The organism is Acinetobacter sp. YH12208 (assembly GCF_013418055.1).
Classification (GTDB): Bacteria; Pseudomonadota; Gammaproteobacteria; order Pseudomonadales; family Moraxellaceae; genus Acinetobacter; species Acinetobacter pseudolwoffii.
The window spans coordinates 103,520-125,311 of sequence record NZ_VPCT01000008.1 but is presented as its reverse complement, the minus strand read 5'-3'; the positions used below and the strand labels follow the sequence as shown (position 1 = coordinate 125,311).

Annotated in this window: 18 protein-coding genes and 1 pseudogene; 12 read left to right on the top strand and 7 right to left on the bottom strand. The window is 43.5% G+C overall.

What is annotated here, in order from left to right; translation table 11 throughout:
• Positions 1-240 precede the first annotated feature (240 nt).
• Positions 241-1,806: an alkyl hydroperoxide reductase subunit F gene (gene ahpF, locus FTU95_RS09815; protein WP_180078314.1), complete on the bottom strand. Its 1,566-nt coding sequence runs from the start codon at positions 1,804-1,806 to the stop codon at positions 241-243.
• Between the two features lie 234 nt (positions 1,807-2,040).
• Here ahpF and FTU95_RS09810 point away from each other — a divergent pair, with 234 nt between their 5' ends.
• Together FTU95_RS09810 and FTU95_RS09805 are read left to right on the top strand one after the other, a co-directional pair.
• The gene (locus tag FTU95_RS09810; RefSeq protein WP_005097373.1) at positions 2,041-2,259 is read left to right on the top strand and encodes a DUF1653 domain-containing protein; all 219 of its coding nucleotides are present in this window, start codon (positions 2,041-2,043) and stop codon (positions 2,257-2,259) included.
• A 24-nt stretch (positions 2,260-2,283) separates the two neighbouring features.
• Positions 2,284-2,883 (top strand): annotated as a pseudogene (locus FTU95_RS09805) (O-methyltransferase).
• Positions 2,884-2,885: 2 nt separating this feature from the next.
• Here FTU95_RS09805 and FTU95_RS09800 read toward each other — a convergent pair.
• A complete protein-coding gene (locus tag FTU95_RS09800) occupies positions 2,886-3,092 on the bottom strand; it encodes a KTSC domain-containing protein (RefSeq protein ID WP_180078311.1) in 207 nt (68 codons plus the stop codon).
• A gap of 308 nt (positions 3,093-3,400) precedes the next feature.
• The gene (ahpC, locus tag FTU95_RS09795; protein WP_005097370.1) at positions 3,401-3,964 is read right to left on the bottom strand and encodes an alkyl hydroperoxide reductase subunit C; all 564 of its coding nucleotides are present in this window, start codon (positions 3,962-3,964) and stop codon (positions 3,401-3,403) included.
• Between the two features lie 489 nt (positions 3,965-4,453).
• Between ahpC and hrpA the strand changes: the two genes are divergently transcribed.
• The 6 genes from hrpA to FTU95_RS09765 all read left to right on the top strand — a co-directional run bounded on the left by hrpA (position 4,454) and on the right by FTU95_RS09765 (position 14,642).
• Complete coding sequence (hrpA, locus tag FTU95_RS09790; protein WP_180078309.1) at positions 4,454-8,377, top strand: ATP-dependent RNA helicase HrpA; 3,924 nt, start codon at positions 4,454-4,456, stop codon at positions 8,375-8,377.
• A 30-nt stretch (positions 8,378-8,407) separates the two neighbouring features.
• Positions 8,408-9,517: a beta-ketoacyl-ACP synthase III gene (locus FTU95_RS09785; protein WP_005170328.1), complete on the top strand. Its 1,110-nt coding sequence runs from the start codon at positions 8,408-8,410 to the stop codon at positions 9,515-9,517.
• A 26-nt stretch (positions 9,518-9,543) separates the two neighbouring features.
• A complete protein-coding gene (locus FTU95_RS09780) occupies positions 9,544-10,320 on the top strand; it encodes a 1-acyl-sn-glycerol-3-phosphate acyltransferase (RefSeq protein ID WP_180078307.1) in 777 nt (258 codons plus the stop codon).
• Positions 10,321-10,473: 153 nt separating this feature from the next.
• Positions 10,474-12,480, top strand: coding sequence for a hypothetical protein (locus FTU95_RS09775; protein ID WP_180078305.1), 2,007 nt, complete (start codon positions 10,474-10,476; stop codon positions 12,478-12,480).
• A gap of 89 nt (positions 12,481-12,569) precedes the next feature.
• Complete coding sequence (locus FTU95_RS09770; RefSeq protein WP_005097360.1) at positions 12,570-14,285, top strand: AAA family ATPase; 1,716 nt, start codon at positions 12,570-12,572, stop codon at positions 14,283-14,285.
• Positions 14,286-14,315: 30 nt separating this feature from the next.
• The gene (locus FTU95_RS09765; RefSeq protein WP_005097359.1) at positions 14,316-14,642 is read left to right on the top strand and encodes a gamma-glutamylcyclotransferase family protein; all 327 of its coding nucleotides are present in this window, start codon (positions 14,316-14,318) and stop codon (positions 14,640-14,642) included.
• 322 nt (positions 14,643-14,964) lie between these two features.
• Here FTU95_RS09765 and FTU95_RS09760 read toward each other — a convergent pair whose 3' ends face one another.
• On the bottom strand, positions 14,965-15,417 hold the full coding sequence (locus FTU95_RS09760; protein WP_005097358.1) for a DUF441 domain-containing protein: 453 nt from the start codon (positions 15,415-15,417) through the stop codon (positions 14,965-14,967).
• A 139-nt stretch (positions 15,418-15,556) separates the two neighbouring features.
• Between FTU95_RS09760 and FTU95_RS09755 the strand changes: the two genes are divergently transcribed.
• Positions 15,557-16,267 carry a pseudouridine synthase gene (locus FTU95_RS09755; RefSeq protein WP_005097357.1) on the top strand — a complete coding sequence of 237 codons (711 nt, stop codon included), beginning with the start codon at positions 15,557-15,559 and terminating at the stop codon, positions 16,265-16,267.
• Between the two features lie 39 nt (positions 16,268-16,306).
• Here the strand turns inward: FTU95_RS09755 and FTU95_RS09750 are convergent, their stop codons facing one another.
• The 3 genes from FTU95_RS09750 to FTU95_RS09740 all read right to left on the bottom strand — a co-directional run bounded on the left by FTU95_RS09750 (position 16,307) and on the right by FTU95_RS09740 (position 18,218).
• On the bottom strand, positions 16,307-16,750 hold the full coding sequence (locus tag FTU95_RS09750) for an N-acetyltransferase (protein WP_005097355.1): 444 nt from the start codon (positions 16,748-16,750) through the stop codon (positions 16,307-16,309).
• Between the two features lie 97 nt (positions 16,751-16,847).
• On the bottom strand, positions 16,848-17,195 hold the full coding sequence (locus tag FTU95_RS09745; protein ID WP_005097354.1) for a type II toxin-antitoxin system RelB/DinJ family antitoxin: 348 nt from the start codon (positions 17,193-17,195) through the stop codon (positions 16,848-16,850).
• A 114-nt stretch (positions 17,196-17,309) separates the two neighbouring features.
• Entirely contained in the window at positions 17,310-18,218 is a 909-nt protein-coding gene (locus tag FTU95_RS09740; RefSeq protein WP_005097353.1) for a pseudouridine synthase, read from the bottom strand.
• A 125-nt stretch (positions 18,219-18,343) separates the two neighbouring features.
• Here FTU95_RS09740 and tsaE point away from each other — a divergent pair, with 125 nt between their 5' ends.
• Genes tsaE through miaA form a run of 3 tightly spaced genes read left to right on the top strand, consistent with a single transcriptional unit; the run spans position 18,344 to position 21,740 of the window.
• A complete protein-coding gene (gene tsaE / locus FTU95_RS09735; protein ID WP_005097351.1) occupies positions 18,344-18,823 on the top strand; it encodes a tRNA (adenosine(37)-N6)-threonylcarbamoyltransferase complex ATPase subunit type 1 TsaE in 480 nt (159 codons plus the stop codon).
• Positions 18,813-20,789, top strand: coding sequence for a DNA mismatch repair endonuclease MutL (gene mutL, locus FTU95_RS09730; protein ID WP_180078303.1), 1,977 nt, complete (start codon positions 18,813-18,815; stop codon positions 20,787-20,789). The genes tsaE and mutL overlap by 11 nt, the downstream gene beginning before the upstream one ends.
• Before the next feature lie 6 nt (positions 20,790-20,795).
• A complete protein-coding gene (gene miaA, locus FTU95_RS09725; protein WP_180078301.1) occupies positions 20,796-21,740 on the top strand; it encodes a tRNA (adenosine(37)-N6)-dimethylallyltransferase MiaA in 945 nt (314 codons plus the stop codon).
• Positions 21,741-21,792: the final 52 nt, after the last annotated feature.

The following is a 21,792-nucleotide window of genomic DNA, read 5'->3' as shown; positions in this document are numbered from 1 at the left end:
TTCTTCGATCATGAAAGATGATTTATCACCCTATCATATGAGAGCTTTCACAGGCTTGCAATACGAGATTATCGACAGTTACAGACCATCTATACAGAATCAAAATTAATGACATGCTTATGACAAGATTAGCAAGAAGATGAATGGACGCAGTGCTTATAAAATATACTGAATCTAAACCGGTAGTTATTGAAAAATAAAGCCCGCTTCAAGCGGGCTTTATTAGGGTTTTGTTAAGGATTACTGACCTGAACGGATGATATAATCAAATGCAGACAGTGATGCTTTCGCGCCTTCACCTGTGGCAATGATGATCTGCTTATACGGAACAGTAGTACAGTCACCCGCCGCAAATACACCTTTCACATTGGTTTCGTTGCGTTCGTTAATCAGGATCTCACCACGATTTGACAATTCAACCGCTGTTGCTTTTAAGAAATCGGTATTCGGCAACAAACCAATCTGTACGAAGATTCCTGCAAGTTCAACCGTATGTTCTTCATCGGTCGCACGGTCTTTGTATTTCAGTGCAGTTACCTGTGAACCGTCACCCACCACTTCAGTCGACAAGGCATTTTTAATCACCGTGGTGTTTGGCAGGCTTGTTAATTTGTCTTGCAACACCTGATCCGCACGCAGTTTAGTATCAAATTCGACCAAAGTCACATGCTCTACAATCCCTGCAAGATCAATCGCAGCTTCTACACCTGAGTTACCCCCACCGATTACCGCAACACGTTTGCCTTTAAACAGAGGACCATCACAGTGTGGGCAGTAGGCCACACCACGGGTTTTGTATTCCTGCTCACCCGGAACGTTCATTTCTCTCCAGCGTGCACCTGTAGACAGGATGACTGTTTTCGATTCCAGTTTGGCACCATTCTCTAAAGTCACTTCTACCAGACCATTCGTTGTTTCATCTGCACCTTTGATGTTAGAGACACGTTGCAGGTTCATGATGTCAACACCGTATTCACGTACATGTGCTTCCATTTCAGCAGCAAACTTGGGACCTTGAGTTTTTTGAATCGATGTATAGTTTTCGATGTCCATGGTGTCCATGACCTGACCACCCATGCGTTCAGCCACGATACCTGTTTTAATGCCTTTACGTGCAGCATAGATGGCAGAGGTATTGCCCGCAGGGCCACCACCAATCACCAGTACATCAAAGGCATCTTTAGCATTGAGCTTTTCAGCCTCTTTTGCTGCAGAGTTGGTGTCCAGTTTCGCCACGATTTCTTCCAAAGTCATACGACCTTGACCGATATGCTGGTTGTCCTGGAACACCATTGGAACTGCCATGATTTTGCGTTCTTCCACTTCATCCTGGAAGAATGCCCCATCAATCATGGTGGCTGTTGTGCCCGGGTTGTAAATTGCAATCAGGTTTAAGGCTTGAACCACATCCGGACAGTTATGGCAGCTGAGTGATACAAATACATCAAAATCAGATTTGATTCCTAAGCCTTTAATCGACTCTAAAACTTCAGCAGATACTTTCGGTGCATAACCAGAGCTTTGCAGTAAAGCCAGAATCAGTGAGGTGAATTCATGCCCCATTGGCAGACCTGCGAAGTAGACCCGTGGTTCTTCACCTGCTTTGGCAATACCAAAGCTTGGAGCACGTTGGTTTGTACCATCAAAGCGTGCAGTGACTAAATCAGATAATGCAGCGATTTCCTCTACCAGTTCTTTGATTTTTGCAGATTTGTCGGAATCATTTAAAGTCGCCACCAGTTCAATCGGGCTTTCCAGACGTTCGAGTAGTGTTTTTAATTGAGCTGAAGTATTTTGGTCTAACATGGCTAACGTCTCCAAAGGAATAAATATTTATTTGATAAAGCGATATTAGTGCATAAATCAAAATAGGTGAAACAGTTTGTTTTTATAGTATCGATCGGAATTACTGATTTATTGAAAAATGCATCATTAATTTCAGATTTTTATATAGCGTTAGAATAAGAATTTTCAAGTAATTTAACTTGATATTTGCTTAATTCAGTTAGTATTAGGCATCTATAACAGGAGGGCTGAATCATGGAATTACAGCGCGGAATTTATCAGCATTATAAAGGGCAGCTTTATCAGGTATTACATGTCGCCACGCACAGTGAAACTGAAGAAAAGCTGGTGGTTTATCAATGTCTCTATGGGGACTATTCGATTTGGGTGCGCCCTTTAACAATGTTCACTGAAACCATTACCACCAACGATGATCGTGAAGTGGAACGCTTTAAATTAATTCAGGCGCTTTAAGCTAAAAAAGCTCAGGGAGGGGCTATGCTAAATCCAGATGAATTTGAAAAATTCATGCATGAATTATATGAAAAATTTCATATGCATGATCTCAAGCAGACAGATCGACTGCAACGATATCGCAATATAGAACCAGAATCAGGTCGATTTTTATCCATGTTGATTTGTGCCCAGCAAGCCAAAGATATTTTGGAAATTGGTACATCCACAGGCTATTCGACTTTATGGCTAGCTGAAGCTGCTCAGCATACCCAAGCAGTGATAACCACACTGGAAATAGATAAAGCACGTGTCACTCAAGCGAAACACTATGCAAATACATTGGGTTTTGAGCATCTTATTGATTTTAAAGTGATGGATGCGCAGCAATATCTAGAAGCTTCACAGCAATAGTTTGATTTTATTTTACTGGATGCAGAGCGCGATGCCTATCTAGGCTATTGGAAGCATTTGGCTCGATTACTCAAGCCAAAATGTGGGATGCTTGTGGTGGATAATGTCATTTCACATGCAGCAGAAGTGGAAGAGTTTATTCATCTGATTCAGCAAGATCAGCGTTTTATCATCAGCACTGTACCGATCGGTGCGGGTCTGCTGATGGTCGGATATCGTGAATCGCATTAGTTTTAATCCATACAGACTTTATTGAAATGTAAATTATATTCAAGATATTTATGTACGAAAGCAGCTTTATCTTCACGTCTGAGCAGGTTGTCATAAATAAATTCGGGTACAGGATGATAGAGTTCCGTATGGCCATTACTATAAACGATTTTCAGGTGGCGGCTTGAGGGATTATATTTCCATGAAATCACTATAAGCAGTTTTTGCATATGCGTTCCTCCACTGAATATTTATTTTCTTATCATTTGAACTTATGCCATGCCGTGCTGTAGATGTATAGCTATATTGTAAGAATGGGCAGAGGATTGTAAGAAAATAGCTGCAGCGAGAAATTAAAACTTATTCAGCGCAGTTTGATAGATCGCAAAGAAATAGACGATTCAAGCAATTTCGGGATAAATACACACACTCAATCTGCGTGTAAACATTACTTCTAAAATAAATAAATCAAATCAAAAGTTATAAAAAACCACGCTAAAGAGCGTGGTTTTTTTGAGTCAGTTTAATCTAATTAAAATTAGATTTTACCCACTAGGTCGATTGAAGGAGCAAGAGTTGCATCGCCTTCTTTCCATTTAGCTGGGCAAACTTCGCCTGGGTGAGCATGTACATACTGAGCTGCTTTAACTTTACGAAGAAGTTCTTGAGCATCACGACCGATACCACCGGCGTTGATTTCAACGATTTGGATTTTACCTTCTGGATCGATGACGAAAGTACCACGATCAGCAAGGCCGTCAGCTTCGATTAATACGTCAAAGTTTTTAGCAAGCGTCCAGTTTGCATCACCAACCATTACATACTGGATTTTTTTGATTTCTTCTGAAGAATCGTGCCAAGCTTTGTGTGTGAAATGTGTGTCAGTAGAAACTGAGTAGATTTCAACGCCTAATTTTTGGAATTCAGCGTAGTTGTCAGCAAGGTCACCCAGTTCAGTTGGGCAAACGAAAGTGAAGTCAGCTGGGTAGAAGAATACTACAGACCATTTGCCTTTAAGGTCAGCTTCAGTTACTTCAATAAATTGGCCATTTTGGAATGCAGTTGCTTTAAATGGTTTAACTTCAGTATTAATTAAGCTCATCATTGTCTCCATGATTGAGGTTTGTTTTGAATTTCAATTAGCTTATAGAAATTTACTTTATTGGTGAAATGGTATTTTTACATTACAAAAATCGGAAAAACCGAATCATGTAAAAATTCTCCATTTTCACAAAATAGCTTTGTTCATTGAGCAGCATCAAGATGATGGCTTCATGACAAAATTATCTCTTTTTCCTCGTGCTAACAAACATGATGCTGAAACTGAAAAATTCAAGGGCAAATCAGGAAAAAAATCCTGTTTTCCTCAAAATACTCTCGATATCAATTTAAAAATTAGGTTTATGCTTAAACTTAATCATGTGGACAGGTGAGAGTAGCGGGGTAATTTGCTCGATTTACTACGCCGAATTAAGGGAAATGAGACGAGTAAAGCCAATTTGTCCGGCACTTAACAGAACTACGACTATCTGAAAGCTAATGAACCAAGTAAAATAAACTTTTCCGGTTTTTTGATGTGGGTGTTTTCTCTGTGCAGAGTCATTTAAATGTAGATCAATGGATAATGGCGCGTGACCGTCACCGTTTAAATCGACTGAAGAAGGGGAAAGATGCCAATGCCAAGCAGTATCAGGAACTATTTGAAAAATCCAATCTGAAAGTGCGGCAGCGGCTGGAACGTCTTCCAGACATCAAGCTGAATCAAGATTTGCCCGTTACCCAATACGCTGACAAGCTGATAGCCGCGATTCAAAAGCATCAGGTCATTATTGTGGCTGGCGAAACCGGTTCTGGTAAAACCACACAATTACCGCAAATTGCCATGCTGGCTGGACGCGGCCTGACTGGTCTGATTGGACATACCCAGCCGCGTCGACTGGCAGCCCGCAGCGTATCACAGCGTATTGCTGAAGAAGTTGGCGAAAAACTCGGGGAATCAATTTCCTTTAAAGTGCGTTTTACTGAACAGGGTTCCCAAGATTCAATTGTACGCTTGATGACTGACGGTATTCTGCTTGCCGAACTGACGCATGACCGCTACCTAAGCAAATATGACACCATTATTATTGATGAAGCACATGAACGTTCGCTGAATATCGACTTCATTATGGGTTATCTGAAGCAGTTACTGCCGCGTCGTCCAGACCTGAAAGTCATCATTACGTCTGCCACACTGGATGTAAACCGTTTTAGTAATTACTTTAATGGTGCACCCATTTTTGAAGTAGAAGGCCGTAGTTTCCCGGTTGAACTGCGTTATCGCCCGATCTCGGAAATGAGCATTGGCGGCAGCGATGATGATGAATTTGATGACTTCGAAGAAAACTTGCCGCGTGCTGTGGTTAAAGCGGTAGAAGAATGTTTTCAGGATGCACAAGAAAAAGGCCATCCCGAACATGCCGATATCCTGATTTTTGCCAGTACAGAACAGGAAATTCGCGAGCTACAGGAAACCCTGATCAAGCATGGACCACGGCATACTGAAGTCTTAACCTTATTTGCCCGTTTAGCCTTGGCAGAGCAGCAAAAAATCTTTAATCCTTCCGGTGGTGGGCGACGTATTATTATTGCCACCAACGTCGCGGAAACAGCGTTGACTGTACCGAATATTCGTTATGTAATTGATAGTGGTTTTGCGCGTATTTCACGTTATAACTATCGTTCACGGGTGCAGCGCCTGCCGATTGAAGCCGTTTCTCAGGCTGCAGCCAATCAGCGTAAAGGTCGTTGTGGTCGTATTGCGCCCGGTGTTTGTATCCGCCTGTATTCAGAAGACGACTTTCTGAGCCGTCCGGAATTTACTGAACCTGAAATCAAGCGTACCAATCTGGCATCGGTGATTTTGCAGATGCAGAGTCTGGGTTTAGGCTCGCTGGAGGACTTTGATTTTATCGAACCACCGGATCACCGTTTGGTCAATGATGGCCGCAAGCTCCTCATTGAACTGGGGGCAATGGCCGAGAAAAATTCTCCTAAAACTGAAGATGATCAAGCAAATCCCTCTAAATCTCCCTTTGAGAAAGGGAGACTTCAAAGCAGTGGCTTAACCAAAATCGGTCAGCAAATGGCAAAAATGCCGATTGACCCACGTCTGGCCCGTATGATTTTGGGTGGCGCACATTTTGGTGTTTTAAACGAAGTCTTGATTATTGTTGCGGCGCTCGCGGTGCAAGATCCGCGTGAACGTCCTGCAGACAAACAAATGCAGGCCGACCAGAAACATGCCTTGTTCCGTGAAGCTGATTCTGACTTTTTGTTCTATATAAAACTCTGGGAAACATTGCACGGCAATCGCGAAAGTATGAGTGAGAATAAACGCCGTACATTTGCGCGGAATCATTTCTTGAGCTGGCTGCGTTTACGTGAATGGAAAAAAACCCATGAACAACTGGTGGACTTGGCTCAAGGTCTAAAACTGTCATTTAATGACAAAGCTGCCAGTTATGAAAATCTGCATCGTGCATTACTCACCGGCTTATTGTCGTTTATTGCCAACAAGACCGATGAACGTAATGTGTTTATGGCGGTACGTCAGCAGAAAGCCCGGATTTTCCCGGCATCGACTTTGCATAAGAGCAATACGCCGTGGGTCATGGCTTTTGAGATGGTGGAAACCTCGCAAGTGTATTTACGCACTCTGGCCAAGATTGAACCGGAATGGATACTGATAGCCGCCCGCGATCTGCTCAAGCATCATTATTTTGAACCGCACTGGTCGAAAAAAGCCGGTGTAGTGAACGCTTATGACCAGATTTCATTATTTGGTCTGATCATTGAGCCAAAACGAGCAATCAATTATGAAAAAGTCGATCAGGCTGCGGCGCATGAAATTTTCTTACGCGATGCTTTAACTACAGGTCATCTCGGTATTAGTCCGCCATTTTTAAAGCATAACTTGCTTAAACTGGAAGAAGTCGAACGGGTAGAAGACAAACTGCGTCGTCGTGATCTGGTGGTAGACGAAGAAACCATTTACCAGTTCTATGCATCTAAAGTGCCAGCTGAAGTGGCCAGCCGTCGTACTTTTGAAGATTGGCGGGCTACGGTTGAGCCTCAGCAGCCACGTTATTTATTTGTTGATGATGATGCATTATGGCTGAATGACCGTCCAACCACACAGCAATTTCCTGACTATTTACGTAATGGTGAACTTCGTCTGGCAGCGACCTATCGCTTTGATCCGAGTCATGATGAAGATGGCGCGACAGTTAAAATTCCACTGCAAGCCTTGGCTCAGGTAGATGAAGCAATCTGGTCCTGGGGAATTCCAGGCTGGCGTCTGGACCTGATTGAAGCATTGCTAAAAGGCTTGCCGAAGGACAAGCGCCGTAATCTGGTGCCAATTCCAGATACTGCACGAAAACTCATGGCAAAAGTCGATGTACAGGATCTGCAGAAACATATCTTTGGTTTCCTGGCGTTCCAGTTACGTGGCGATCAAATCACTGAGAAAGATTTCAGCTTTGACCGGGTCGAACAGTATCTGTTACCGTTTATTAAAGTCACTGATGAAAAAGGTCGTGTCATTGAACAGGGTCGTGATTTGTCAGAGCTGAAAGCACGTTGCCGGGCTGAAACCCATAGTCCGGTCAAGCAGCTGAAAGGTGAATTTAAAACCTTCCCGGAAAGTTTTGTGTTTGAAGCCTCACAAAAAGTCACGGGTGTCGTGGTCAAGCAGTATCAGGCGCTGGTGCCGACCAAAGCCTTTGCTGCACTGGAGCAAAAAGATGAGTCGGGCGTGGTGATTCAGACCTTTAACGATCAGGCGGAAGCGATCAAAAAACATCGTGAAGGGGTGATCCGACTGGTGCATATGCAACTGGGAGACCTGATTCGCCAGTTAAAAAAACAGATCTCCAAACCTTTGGCACTGGCTTATTCGCCACTCGGTGACAAGGCCCAACTAGAACAAATGTTAGTTTATGCCACACTGCAAGTGTCCATGAATGAGCTACCTGTCAATGCGCAAGAGTTCCAAAAACTGGTTGAAGATGTAAAAAAATCTTTCTTAAGTCATGGGCAAGTTACCCTGAAAGAGATTACAGATATTTATATCCAGTGGCAGGAAATCCGCCGGAAATTATTGGTTTTAGACCATTCTGTGTTTGAGAAAAATATCAATGATATTGAAGATCAACTTGATTTAATGAGTCTTTCTGACTTTGTATATCGTAAACCATCCGATGTATGGATCGAATTTCCACGTTATTTGAAAGCCTTGATCTTGCGTTTAGACCGCTTGCCCAATAATCTACAAAGGGACAATTCCGCCATTGACCAAATTGATCAATGGATGGAAAAATTGTTCAAGTTTAAAGATGACCCTCGTCTGAAAGAATTGTACTTCATGGTCGAGGAGTTAAGAATCTCATTGTTTTCACAACCGATGAAAACAAAAGCACCCGTGTCTCCAACTCGCTTGCAAAAAGTATGGGATCGTCTTGGAATCAGTTAAGATATAGGTAATTCAGAGAAGGAGTTTTACATGGGCATCCGCATTACGGGTACTGGCTTGTTCCATCCGGAAAATGTCATCACCAATGAAGAATTAGTTGAAAGTTTAAATGCTTATGTGGAACTGTTTAATCACGAAAATGCGGACAAAATCGCTGCAGGCGAAATTGAAGCGCGTCGTGGTTCTAGTGCAGAATTTATTGAAAAGGCATCTGGTGTCCAACGCCGTTATGTTGCGGAAAAAAGCGGTATTCTAGATCCGAAACGTTTACGTCCGAATTTACCTGAACGTGCAGATGATGAAATTTCACTGCAAGCAGAATGGGGTGTAATCGCAGCCAAGCAGGCGATGGAAAATGCAGGCGTAACTGCTGAAGATATTGATATCGTGATTTTGTCATGCTCGAATTTGCAACGTGCTTATCCTGCCGTTGCCATCGAGATTCAAACCGCTTTAGGAATTAAAGGCTATGCCTATGACATGAATGTGGCCTGCTCGGCAGCAACATTTGGTCTGAAACAGGCCTATGATGCGATTAAGGCTGGTGCGCGTCGTGTGTTATTGGTTAATGTGGAAATTACCTCTGCACATACCGATTTTCGTTCACGTGACTGTCACTTTATTTTTGGTGATGTGGCAACCGCTTCAATTATTGAAAACACTGAAAGCAAAACCGGTTTTGAAATTCTGGATTCCGAGTTGTTCACCCAGTTCTCGAATAACATCCGCAATAACTTTGGTTTCTTGAATACCTCTGAAAATGCCGACATTGATGACAAGCGTTTCCGTCAGGATGGCCGTAAGGTCTTTAAAGAAGTCTGCCCACTGGTTGCGAAAATGATTACAGCGCAACTGGAGAAGAATCAGATTGCACCGACTGGCGTGAAACGCTTCTGGCTCCATCAAGCCAATGCCAGTATGAATGAACTGATCCTGAAACTGGTGGTTGGCAAAGAAAATGCCAAACCTGGTCTGGTGCCGATGATTCTGAACGAGTTTGCCAATACTTCTTCTGCAGGCGTGATCATTGCATTACACCGCACTGCCCATGAAGTGGAAGATGGTGAATACGGCGTACTTTGTTCATTCGGTGCTGGTTATTCAGTGGGTTCGATTCTGGTTCAAAAACGTGTGGCATGATCCGCAATAAATAGAGAGTAGACAGATTGCAGGCCAAGCATGACGGGCAGTGGATCAGGCGTTTAAGTGCCTTCTCCAAGTTATATTTTACCCCGACATTTTTAGGGGCTGAGTATATGGATGCCAGTCGACCTGCAATGTATGTCGGTAATCATTCCATGTATGGCATCTTTGATGCGCCGATGCTGATTGATTACCTCTACAACGAACATAAGGTGGCTGTGGTCAGTATTGCAGATCATAGCCATTTTTATGTGCCGCTGTGGCGTAAAGCCGTGAAAAAGTTTGGTGCCATTGATGGAACACAAGCCTATGTGCGTGCTGCGATGCAGCAAGGCTATTCCATTCTGGTCTTTCCGGGTGGCGGTCGTGAAGTGCTCAAACGTCAGGGTGAGCAGTATCAGCTGATCTGGAAGCAGCGTTACGGCTTTTTAAAGCTGGCGCAAGAATTCAACTATGATCTTGTCCCTTTTGCCGCTCTCGGTGCGGATGAGGTCTATGAGATTGGCTTTAATGCCAATAAGATTATCCAGCATAAGTATTTCCAAACACTACTTAAAATACCACAACTCAATAAATTACTACGTCAGGGCGATGTGATTCCTTCTCTGCCCAAACACCTGTTGCCAAAACGCTTGCCCTTTTATTTTCAGTTTATGCCACGACTATCGATTGCTCAGGTGCAGACGCAAGAGGAGCTGGTTGAGTTTCGGCATAGCTTGCAACAGCATATTTATACGGGTTTGGCGGCGCTCACTGTGCAGCGTCAGCAAGATCAGCAGGCAACCGAATCCTCGTTGTAAATCCAAGTTGTGACATATTGAGATGCGCTATATTTAGAAGTCATCCTGCAGTGCTGTTTTATTGTGCGAGTACTGCCATAATGTATGGTCAAATAGTCGATGATCGAGGGCTCAACATGATTCAATATAAAAATAAAATAAATAGGTGCGTATATGGAACAGGGTGGTTGGGTAGCGCCGTTAAAATTGCTGGCACAACAATGTTTGCGGATTTCTCCGGAGTTGAACCAGCTTTATCTGGATCAGATGGCGATGATTGGTCATCTGACTGCACAAAATCTATTAAAAATTCAGCAGGGTCAATACCGGATTGAATTGCTGGACGGGTTGTTCTATATCCAGTTTTATACTGCATATGCACTGGACTCCGGAACTGCACCCGTTTTGGTCGAGAGTCATTTTTATTTTCAGCAATACAAAGCAGAAGCGCTAGAAGAATTTTTTTTACAGGATATCTATTTCCTGACTGGGGACTTGAAACCGCAGCATTCGCTGTATTTACGTGACAAAGCCAAGCAATTACGCAAACTGATTCTGAACCAGGTCTATGAGGCGGTAAATGGCCCAGCACGGGTATTGGCATTCCTGCAACAGATGTCGGTGGTTCAAGCTGAGATTATTGATCATCATTTAATAGAGGCCGGGTTGTATACAACACCAGTCATGCAAAACGTTGTTCTGGACGAACAGGATATTCCCCCGCAAATTCTTGAAAGCTTGCAACAGGCTTTTTCTTTGGCATTTCTACAGCAGGATGAGTTCCTGTCCATCCAGTCCTTAATGGACACTCTGGATGAATTCTGTTTTAGTGCCGCACAGTTTTTGCATCCGGCGACGTTTCGGATTATGTCCTTGTCTTTTGAAGAGCGTTTTAATTTACATGAACTGAATGATCACAGCGATGATATTCGGCTGTTGTATCGACATGCCGAGGAGCAGAGCCACCTGCTCGGTTTTGTCCGTTTGATGAACCGTGAGGTCTGGCATCGCGATGACTTATTAGCCAAACGAAATTTTCTGGAAAATCATCCCTATTTATGGCAAAAAAAGGTGGCCCGATTACCACTATTTGACTGTCATCGTGCAGTGAACTGGATTTTCAGGCAACCAGCCGAAGTACTGGACTGGATCAGTAGCAATATTCAGCACAGCAGCGTGCGGGTGGCAGTGACGGCCTTAAGTTTTGTAGACAGCCATCATATTCATCCGCAGATTATTCTGGCGACCTTACAATATTTTCAATATGTCTCAGCGCGACTGTTTATTCATAGCATGCATGAATATGCAATCCAGCATGACTGGTTTCAACATCAGCATAATCAGGCGGTGGTCTTAAAAGGCACACGCCAATCGATGGATGATCAGCGGATTGCCATCACTCCCTCGATTCTGTATCTGGACGAATGGATAGAACTGCTGCGTAACGTGGTCAAAATGGATGATCAGATCACCAAGAAAGTCTATTTGCAACTGAGCCGGGTGATGCAGGCATATATGCAGCATCTATATAAAATTACCACACATCTTCCAGAAGAAGTCTTGACCTATATTCAGCCTCAAAGCCAGCAGAATCGGGATTTCTATCATGTGTTGCAGCGCTATCGGATTCCTTTTGTCGAATTTAGACAGCTGTTTTATTTACACAGTGGACATGTGCGTGAGTCTGTATTTGACAGTTATGTGCGTGACTATCTGGTGGAATATTTTTCCAGTCATAACGAGATTCCGAAAAACCTCAGCTGGAGTGGATTATTCGCTCAGGCCGTGATCTGGCATGATCAGATTCAGAAGCAGGAAATGATGGCCAAGCTGAAAAAAGAGTTTGCGCTCGTAACTTGGTCACCTTTGACGCAGGCCTCATTTTTATTATATTTCAACTGGCGTTTTGAGGAGCTTAAAAATCTGGATCGTATTCTGGAAGAATCCAAGGTTTTCAGGAACTGTCTGGCTGCCAGTTATGCCCAGCAGATTATTGAAGGGCAATATGTGGCCTTTCGCATGTCGCATCCGGATGTGCGTTTACCTTTAATTCTGGGCTGTCGAATCGTCAATGGGCAAGTGATCTTCGATCAGTTGGAATATCCGAACAATCAAAAGGCAGAAGCTGAATATAGCAATATCGCGATGCATTTTATCAACTGGCTCAACTTGCAGGCTTAAGTGCAAGATTAAGTGGTTTTCCGCCATGACGCTTAACTTTTCTGCCAAAAATCGTTAGGCTATAACCGTTCTTTCACGGTATTGCTCTTATGAAACAGGAAACTGCCCTTAAGTTACTCAAAGCAGGAGAAAATGTCTTTTTAACCGGTTCTGCGGGTGCAGGAAAAACCTATACGCTGAATCAATATATTAATTATTTAAAAGCGCGTAAAGTCGCCGTCGCGATTACGGCATCGACCGGTATTGCAGCCACGCATATGAATGGTATGACCATTCATACCTGGGCCGGCATTGGGATTAAAGACTTTTTGTCCGAAGATGACTTAAAGCGCATGAAAGAGCGTAAATACTTAAAAGAACATCTGGAAAATGCCCAAGTTCTGATTATTGATGAAATTTCCATGCTGCATGCCAAGCAGCTGAATCTGGTCAATCAGGTGCTGAAATATTTTAAGGACAGTGATGAAGCCTTTGGCGGTATTCAGGTAATTGTGGCCGGGGATTTTTTCCAGTTGCCGCCAGTCGGTAAGAATGACGAGCGTAATCGCGATAAATTCTGCTTTATGTCGGAAGCCTGGGTAGAAGCCAAGTTTCGGGTCTGTTATCTGACCGAGCAGCATCGTCAGGGCAATGATTATCTGAATGACATCCTGAATGCGATCCGTGCGCAGGCGATTAGCCATGAACATCGCACGGCTTTACAGGCAACCCGACATCAAGAAATCGGCGATACCTATACGCGTCTGTATACCCATAATATGGATGTGGATAGTCTTAACTTTAAACATCTGAATGAAATTGACAATGATCCGCGCCAGTTTGATGCCCAGTGTGATGGCAATGAAAAGCTGATTGAAACTTTAAAATCTTCAGTACGTGCACCAGAAGCCTTAACCTTGAAAAAGCATGCCAAAGTCATGTTTGTAAAAAATAACTTTGATATGGGCTATATCAACGGCAGTCTGGGTGAAGTGATCAGTTTTGAAGAAGACGATGAATATGGTGTGCTGCCCAAAGTAAAACTGACCGATGGCACGACCTTGGTGGTGGAGCCGGAAACCTGGTCGGTAGACAATGAAGCTGGTAAGACTATTGCCAGTTTCCAGCAAATTCCTTTACGCTTGGCCTGGGCGATTACCATTCATAAATCTCAAGGGATGACCTTGGAAGCAGCAGAAATTGATCTGAGTCATACTTTCGAGAAAGGTCAAGGTTATGTGGCGCTGTCACGGTTGAAAAGCTTAAATGGCTTACGTTTAAAAGGCTTTAATGAGCAGGCTTTGGAACTTGACAGTTTAGCGATTAAAGCTGATCGTCGTTTTCAGGAACTTTCTGATGAAGCCGAAGCGAATTTTGAAAATGTCGATTTGACTGCGCAGCATAAAGCCTTTATTCGTCACTGCGGTGGCACATTGAATGAAGCAGAAATCCAGCGCAATGAAAAGAAAATTTCCAAGAGTGGCACGAAGCAGAGTTATGCCACTGCCACACTGGATGAAACCCGAGCACTGTTTGAAGAAGGCTATGAAGTTGCGGATATCGCGACTGAACGTGGTCTGACGCCAGCGACAATCATTAATCATCTAGGCCGTTTACACAAAGAGCAGGGACTGGATATTTCGGTGGCTCATCCGGGTGAGGAAGTGGTGGAGCAGGTGCGTAAAATTTATAAACGCTTAACCAAACGTCAAAGTGCTGAGCATTTTAATGATGATGGCTCGATTAAGTTGCGCCCGATTGTAGAACTCACCACGCCTAAAATGGCCTATGACCAAGTCCGTCTGGCACTGTTATTTGTAGAGTAATCCCCGAAATGATCCTTCAGAACTTTTAAGATGCATAGTTTATTCGTATACGGCACGCTTCGTCCGCAGCAACCCAATGCCCATGTCATGGAGCGGATTGGGGGAAGCTGGAAAGCCGCTTATATCCGTGGGCATTTGCAACAGCGTGGCTGGGGGGCTGAATTTGGTAGCCCGGGCATTCAGCTCAGTGATTCGGGCGAGACTGTTCAGGGTTATGTATTTATATCTGAGCATCTTCCCCAATATTGGGAAGAGCTGGATGCGTTTGAAGGTGATGAATATCAACGGATTCCGGTTAAAGTATATTTGGAAAACGGCGAGATGATAGAAAGTTTGGTTTATGCCTTAAAAGATTAGGCTCGGATTTGTCATGCAGTAAATTTCAAATTTTTATCAGGTCACAGCTTGTTAAAGATCATTCTATTTTTTTGTATCGCTTTTATTTTAGCTTGGAAAGCTTACAACCAAGATGAATCTTCCGTTGATCTGATGACATATCCTGAGCAAGCTTGAAACACTGCTTTAAAGCTTGGTGCAAGGTAATCAATAGATGACCTGCATATTATAGGTCATGTGATGTATTTTTGTTATAGGTCATGTGATGTATTTTTGTTATAGGTCATGTGATGTATTTTTGAGAAATCTTTGCATACTGGTGATGCGTGCTGATGATTTGAATCTATTGCGTACCAATCAATAAGGATAAAATCCCGGCTGCAATCAGCGGCCCGACAGGTACGCCGCGTAACACCGCCACACCTGCTACAGTACCAATCAATAAGCCCGCGACAATATCCGGTTGATTCGACATCAGTTTCACACCGCGGCCACCGAGCCAAGCCACAAAAACACCAATGGCAATGGCCAGTAAAGATTTCCAGCTGAGAAATGACTTGAGAATACTTTCTCCGGCAATTTTGCCACTCGCAATCGGTGCCAATACCCCGATGGTTAAAATAATAATTCCAATATTCAAACCATGTTGTTGTACATAAGGCAACAGGTCGTGTAGCGGGGTAATTTTAAGAACAATCAGTACCGCTGCAGCGATGGTGACAGCACTATTGTGACTGAATATACCACAGGCCAGTAATACCAAAAGAACCATCAAATTTAAATCGAGTTGTGACATGGGCGGGAGAGGAAACATGGAAAATGCCACCATTGTAGAGCGTTTCAGCTGGTGATACGAAGAAAATAAGCGAAGCAATCAATTTAGGTGTGTTTCAGGATAGAATGCACAACTCTTCACGCGATACAGGTTTAAGCAGATGCTATTGGAAAAAATGTTGCAGTCACAAGGTTTCGGTTCCCGCAAGCATTGTCAGCAATTGATTAAAAATGGTGCTGTTTCTATCCAGAATGAAGTGATTGATCATCCTAAACATAAACTGGATTTGAATGATTTAGACTTCGAGGTCTATGGCAAGGCCCATCGCTATCGAGAGAAAGTCTATATCGCTTTAAACAAACCGCAGGACTATGAGTGTTCGCATCAGGCCACGCATCATTTTAGTGTGTTTGATCTGTTTGATGAGATGCTGCTGAATCGTGGCATTCAATGCGTGGGTCGTCTGGATCAGGACACCACCGGACTGTTATTGTTGACTGATGATGGCCAGTTTCTGCAAGCGTTAACACATCCGAAAAAACATGTGGCCAAAGTTTATCAAATGCAAACGGCAGATCCAGTCACTGATGCTCAGCTACAGCAACTGGAACAAGGCGTTGAGCTACGCAATGAAAAAGGTATTTTTGCAGCCACTGAAGTGATACGTCTGTCTGAAAGCCGTCTGCAAATGAGCATTCATCAAGGGGTATATCATCAGGTGAAACGCATGCTGGCAGCCGTCGGAAATAAAGTCGAGCAATTGCATCGTGCTCAAATTGGTGCTTTGGCTCTGCCTGAGCTGGCTGAAGGAGAATGGATCTATTTAAATGCAGAACAGGTGGCTTTGGCAAAATTCCGTTCAGAAGAATAATTGAGTTATTCTTCTCAAGTTTATTTGAACGATCAGATTTTATCTCAGGAAACAATGATAGGTCTGAAACTCATTATCCTTAATAAATCCCATAGATTCATACAATTCATGCGATTGGTAATTGTTCTTTTGGGTTTCCAGGGTAATTCTTAAGGCCTGTTCATGTTTGGCAAATAAAATTGCGGTATCAATCAGTTGTCTGGCTGCACCCTGACGCCGAAATATCGGGGTGATATAGACATCATCCAGAATATAATAGGTCGAGCAGGCCACCGAAGAAAAACCCAGATACAGGATAATAAAGCCGGTAAAAGTATCATCTTTGGTATTAATGAAAATGACGGTCTGTCCATCTTCAAAACGTTGTTTTAAAAATTGGTAGGAGAGTTCGGGGTTAGAGGAGGTGCCATAAAATTGTCGATATTCATCGAATAATATCGCAAGCTGATTCAGGTCTGCTGATTGAGCGCGTCGTACGAGCATTGCATCCTCCATGCTAATTTTTTATTCATTATCAGCATCAAGCATAGCGAAGTTTGTCAGTGGCCGGCTTTAGAAATTGTTCGGAAATGCAACAATGTTAAATTTTGTCGCTTTCACCTAAAATGGCATTCAGTTCTTCAAATAAATCCAGATGATCATCATCGAGCTGGATTTCCTGATCATCCAGAGAATTGAGTGTTGAATTTGGCAAGCTGCTTTGCCCATTCTGGATCTCATTTTGCTTCAGTTTGCGCAGTCGGATCAGTTGTTCCAGATTAATATTCTGGTTTTCAATCGAGAAGGGGATCGATTTGGTAATCACCACCTGTTTGAAAAAAAGACGCACGGCCTGAGCTGGCGTAATCCCCAATTGCTTAAATACCGCAAAGGCTTGTTTCTTCTCTTGCGAGTCCAAGCGAATTTGATAAACTTCAGTTTTTCTCATAATATTTTTAAAGCTTTAAATTACTTAACTTTTCGCCTTTATTCTAATCAATTACGTTTGAAATTCAATCTTAAAGCGACCGATTTTAGAAAATAATCTGTAATGACAAGCGATTTACAGTGTCAATTCAAGTCTGGAGCTGAAATTCATGCTTTTCTGCGTGATCGGATCGATGAATTGAATATGTTGGGCCAATAAGCTTAAAGGGGCAGAAAAATCATCTTCGGCTTTGTGCGCTATCCGTGGATAAAACGGATCATTCTGAATTGGAATACCGAGATGATTCAAGTGCACGCGTAATTGGTGCTGTTTGCCAGTGTGTGGTTTCAGTTCATATTTGGCCCATTCTTTATTATGTTCTAACAGCTGGATTGCCGTTTCGCTATTGGCTTCGCCGTTGACCACCTGCATGGTATAGAAGGGCTGACCTTTTTCCATTCTTAATCGTGTGATCAATGGAAATTCTAAATCAGCCTTGTATGCTGCAATCGCATGGTAGGTCTTCTGCACTTGCCGTGTGGCAAACATCTGTTGATACAGGCCACGAGATTCTACATATTTTGAAATGAGAACCACGCCGGCCGTTTCACGGTCTAGCCGGTGAATCGGTGTTAAATGTTCATTGCCTGTTTGTTTTTTGAGACGAACCAGCAAGGTTTCCTGTACATACTGACCGGTCGGACTCATGGTCAAAAAGTGCGGTTTATCGATCACCATGAAATGCTCATTTTCAAATAAAATCTGATGTTGAAAAGGAACATGCACTTCATGTGCCAAAAATCGATAATAAAAACAATGACTATTGGCCTGAAATGGACTTTCTGTGCTTAATTGATGGCCCTGCGCATCATAGACCAGACCTTTGGCGAAACGGGCTTGCCATTCATCTGCTGCGATATGCGCAAATTGCGTGCATAAATAAGCAAAAACTGTCGGGGGTGCATCTAGACTATCCTGCAAGAACACTTTACTGGCACTGACCCCATTTAACATGGGCGGATTAAACTCAACAGTCGGATGCATGGCAGGCAGATCAACCTCTCAGAAACAGAAATGGTGAAAAAATATAGTTTCTCACACAGGTGAATAGGCTTTTAAAGCGTGGCGATGCTATCATATTTATTCTTTTGCATCATGTCGTGAGTAATATGCCTTATTCATTTAATGTCACTTTAAATCATGAAGACGATACCCAGAAACTGGCCAAGGTTCTGGCCGAAAATTTCCCTGCGGGAGTCGTATATCTGATCGGTGATTTGGGGGCAGGAAAAACGACCTTAACGCGCTATTATTTGCAACAGCTGGGTCATCAAGGTTCGGTGAAAAGTCCGACTTATACGCTGGTCGAACCGTATCAGATCAATGGGCAGGATATTTTTCACTTTGACCTGTACCGTCTGAATGACCCCTATGAACTCGAATTGATGGGAATCCGGGATTATCTGGAAACTCCGAATGCGCTATTTTTATTTGAATGGCCCTCCAAAGGTGGCGATGAAATTCCGCAAGCTGACCTGATTATTGAAATTTTAAAATCTGAAGATGAACTGACCCGTACTGCAAGCCTGATTTCCTCTAATCTTGCTTTGCGAGAGGCTTTGGAGCGTCAATTTTCACATGTCGAATGATTTAAGCCTACGCCGTATCCGTGCCCTTGATCCTGCGCTGGCCAACCAGATTGCTGCAGGTGAGGTGATTGAACGTCCGGCATCCGTGGTCAAGGAATTACTGGAAAACTCGATTGATGCGGGTGCGACCGAGCTGATCATCCGGGTGGAACAGGGTGGCAGTACCTTAATTGAAATTATGGATAACGGCCGTGGTATTCATGCTGAAGATCTGGCATTGGCCGTCATGCGTCATGCCACCAGCAAAATCCAGAGTGCCGATGAGCTGTATGCGATCAGCAGTTTAGGCTTTCGTGGAGAAGCGCTGGCATCGATTGCAGCAGTCTCACGCCTGACCATGATCAGCAGTCAAAATGAGGATGGCATTGGTTATCAGGTAGAAGTAAACGGTACGGCTTTTGATCATCAGCAGATTCAAGCGGTCGCGGCTTCGAAAGGGACGCATATCCGGGTTCAGGATTTATTTTTTAATGTGCCTGCGCGGCGTAAATTCTTAAAGAAACCGGGCACTGAATTTGGCCACATTGAAGAAATTGTACGCCGTATGGCACTGACGCATTTTGATATCCGGTTTGTGCTGGAACATAATGAAAGCATCAAGCTGAATTTACCCGTGGCGGACAGCGGTGCTTTACGTTTCCAGCGGGTACAGCAGTTATTGGGTCGTCAGTTCACTGAAAATGCTTATTGGATCGATGCTGACAGTATAAACATGCGTTTATCAGGCTGGCTTGGTCATCCCTCAGATGCGCGTGCACAGGCCGACTTGCAATATGTCTATGTCAATGGCCGGATTGTCAAAGACAAAACCATTTCTCATGCCTTGCGGATGGCTTATGATGGCATTTTGCATGGCCATCAACATGCGGCTTATTTGCTGTTTTTAGAAGTTGATCCTGAAAATGTTGATGTCAATGTCCATCCCACTAAGCATGAAATTCGCTTTCTGAATCAGCGTGAAGTACATGAGTTTGTGCGGCATTATGCCAAAGACACTCTGGCACAATTCCAGACGGCAACTGCGGATTTAGCAACTGCGATGAAAGTTGATGATGAATCTGTTGCACTTGTACCGCAACCGCGTTATCAGGAACAGTTTAGCCTGCACCAGACTGCGCATGCGCAGCAGCAATTATCCTCTAACCTACCTGTAGCTGCTAAAGATGAAAATGAGGCATCGGATGTCCTGACCGACTTTGAATCTTCGCGGCCGCAAACGGTACATTATGCGCGAGACTATAATGCGTCTTATGCAGGCTCGCAGCAGCTGAATAATGCCCTGCAAAGCTATCTGGCACCGCTGCGTGATCAAGCGTCTGCCTATGAGCCACAAGTTGCAGAGCAAGCCTTGCAAGGTCATATACAGGCCAAAGTCGATGAACATCCACTCGGGATTGCGATTGCCCAGTTACATGGGATTTATATTCTGGCACAAAATACCGAAGGGCTGATCATTGTGGATATGCATGCAGCACATGAGCGGATTGTCTTGCAGCAAATGAAATCGGCTTGGGATAAACCTGAATTCTGGACATCACAGCAATTGCTGATTCCCAAAGTGGTCAACATCACTCGAATGCAGGCGATGCGGGTCGAAGAACTCAAAGAGCAGTTAATGCGTTTGGGGCTTGAAATTGACCAGTATGGTGATGAACAGGTGATTGTGCGTGGCGTACCTGCCATTTTGCACAAAGCAGATTTTGATGCACTGATTCCCGAGCTGTTAAATGATCTGGATCCGAATGATCAGATACAGGGTCTATTGCAGAAACGTGACCAGATTCTGGCAGGTATGGCCTGTCATGGTGCAGTACGTGCGCATCGCATTTTAAGCCTGTCTGAAATGAATGCTTTACTGCGTCAGATGGAACACACTGAATTTGCCAGTCAATGTAATCATGGCCGTCCGACTTGGCGCGCTTTTCCATTGAATCAACTAGACAAACTTTTTGCTCGAGGAGAGTAGTTTTACATGTCCAATCAATTGCCGGTCATCAATTTAATGGGGCCAACTGCAAGTGGTAAAACCGCTTTGGCATGTGAACTGTATGAGCAGGGGAAATTCGAGCTGATTTCGGTCGATTCTGCGCTGGTTTATCGGGAAATGGATATTGGTACAGCCAAGCCTTCTAAAGAGGAACTGGCGCGCTATCCGCACCATCTGATCGATATTATCAGTCCACTCGAAGTCTATTCTGCGGCAAACTTTGTTGAAGATGCTTGCCGGTTAATTGATGATATTCATGCACGTGGTAAAACACCGATATTGGTGGGTGGAACCATGCTGTATTTTAAAGCCTTACTTGAGGGGTTGTCAGATAATCTGCCCAGTGCCGACTATACGATTCGTGCTGAAATTGAAGCCAAAGGCGAGCGAGAAGGTTGGGAGGCTGTTTATGCAGAATTAAGTGCCGTAGATCCCGTTGCTGCGGAGAAATTCAAGGTTAGTGACAAGCAGCGTATTATTCGTGCCTTAGAAGTGTTTAAACTGACCGGTGAGCCGATTACAAAACTACAGGCAGAGCAACCTAAAAACTTACCATATCGTTACAGTTTTTATAACTATGCACTTATGCCAGATCGGTTAGAATTACACGGGCGTATTGAACAACGTCTGCAAATGATGTGGAAAAACGGTTTTTTAAATGAAGTTGTTAGTTTAATTGAAAAATACGATTTTAATGAAAATCTACCTTCTATGCGTTCGGTAGGTTACCGTCAAGCTATAGAATTCTTAAAAAATGTTGACAAAACCAATGAAAAGCAACAGGAAATGGAGGATAAAGCTTTATTTGCGACACGACAACTTGCAAAACGTCAATATACGTGGCTGAGGTCTTTGCAAGAAAAGCATAAATTTACAACATATTTTACGCTACAGCAGGCTCAACAAGACTTGCGAAACTGTCACGGATAAAGCAAAATTTAGGGACTATCTTTTTTATAATTTTTAATTGAAAAATAGAGAT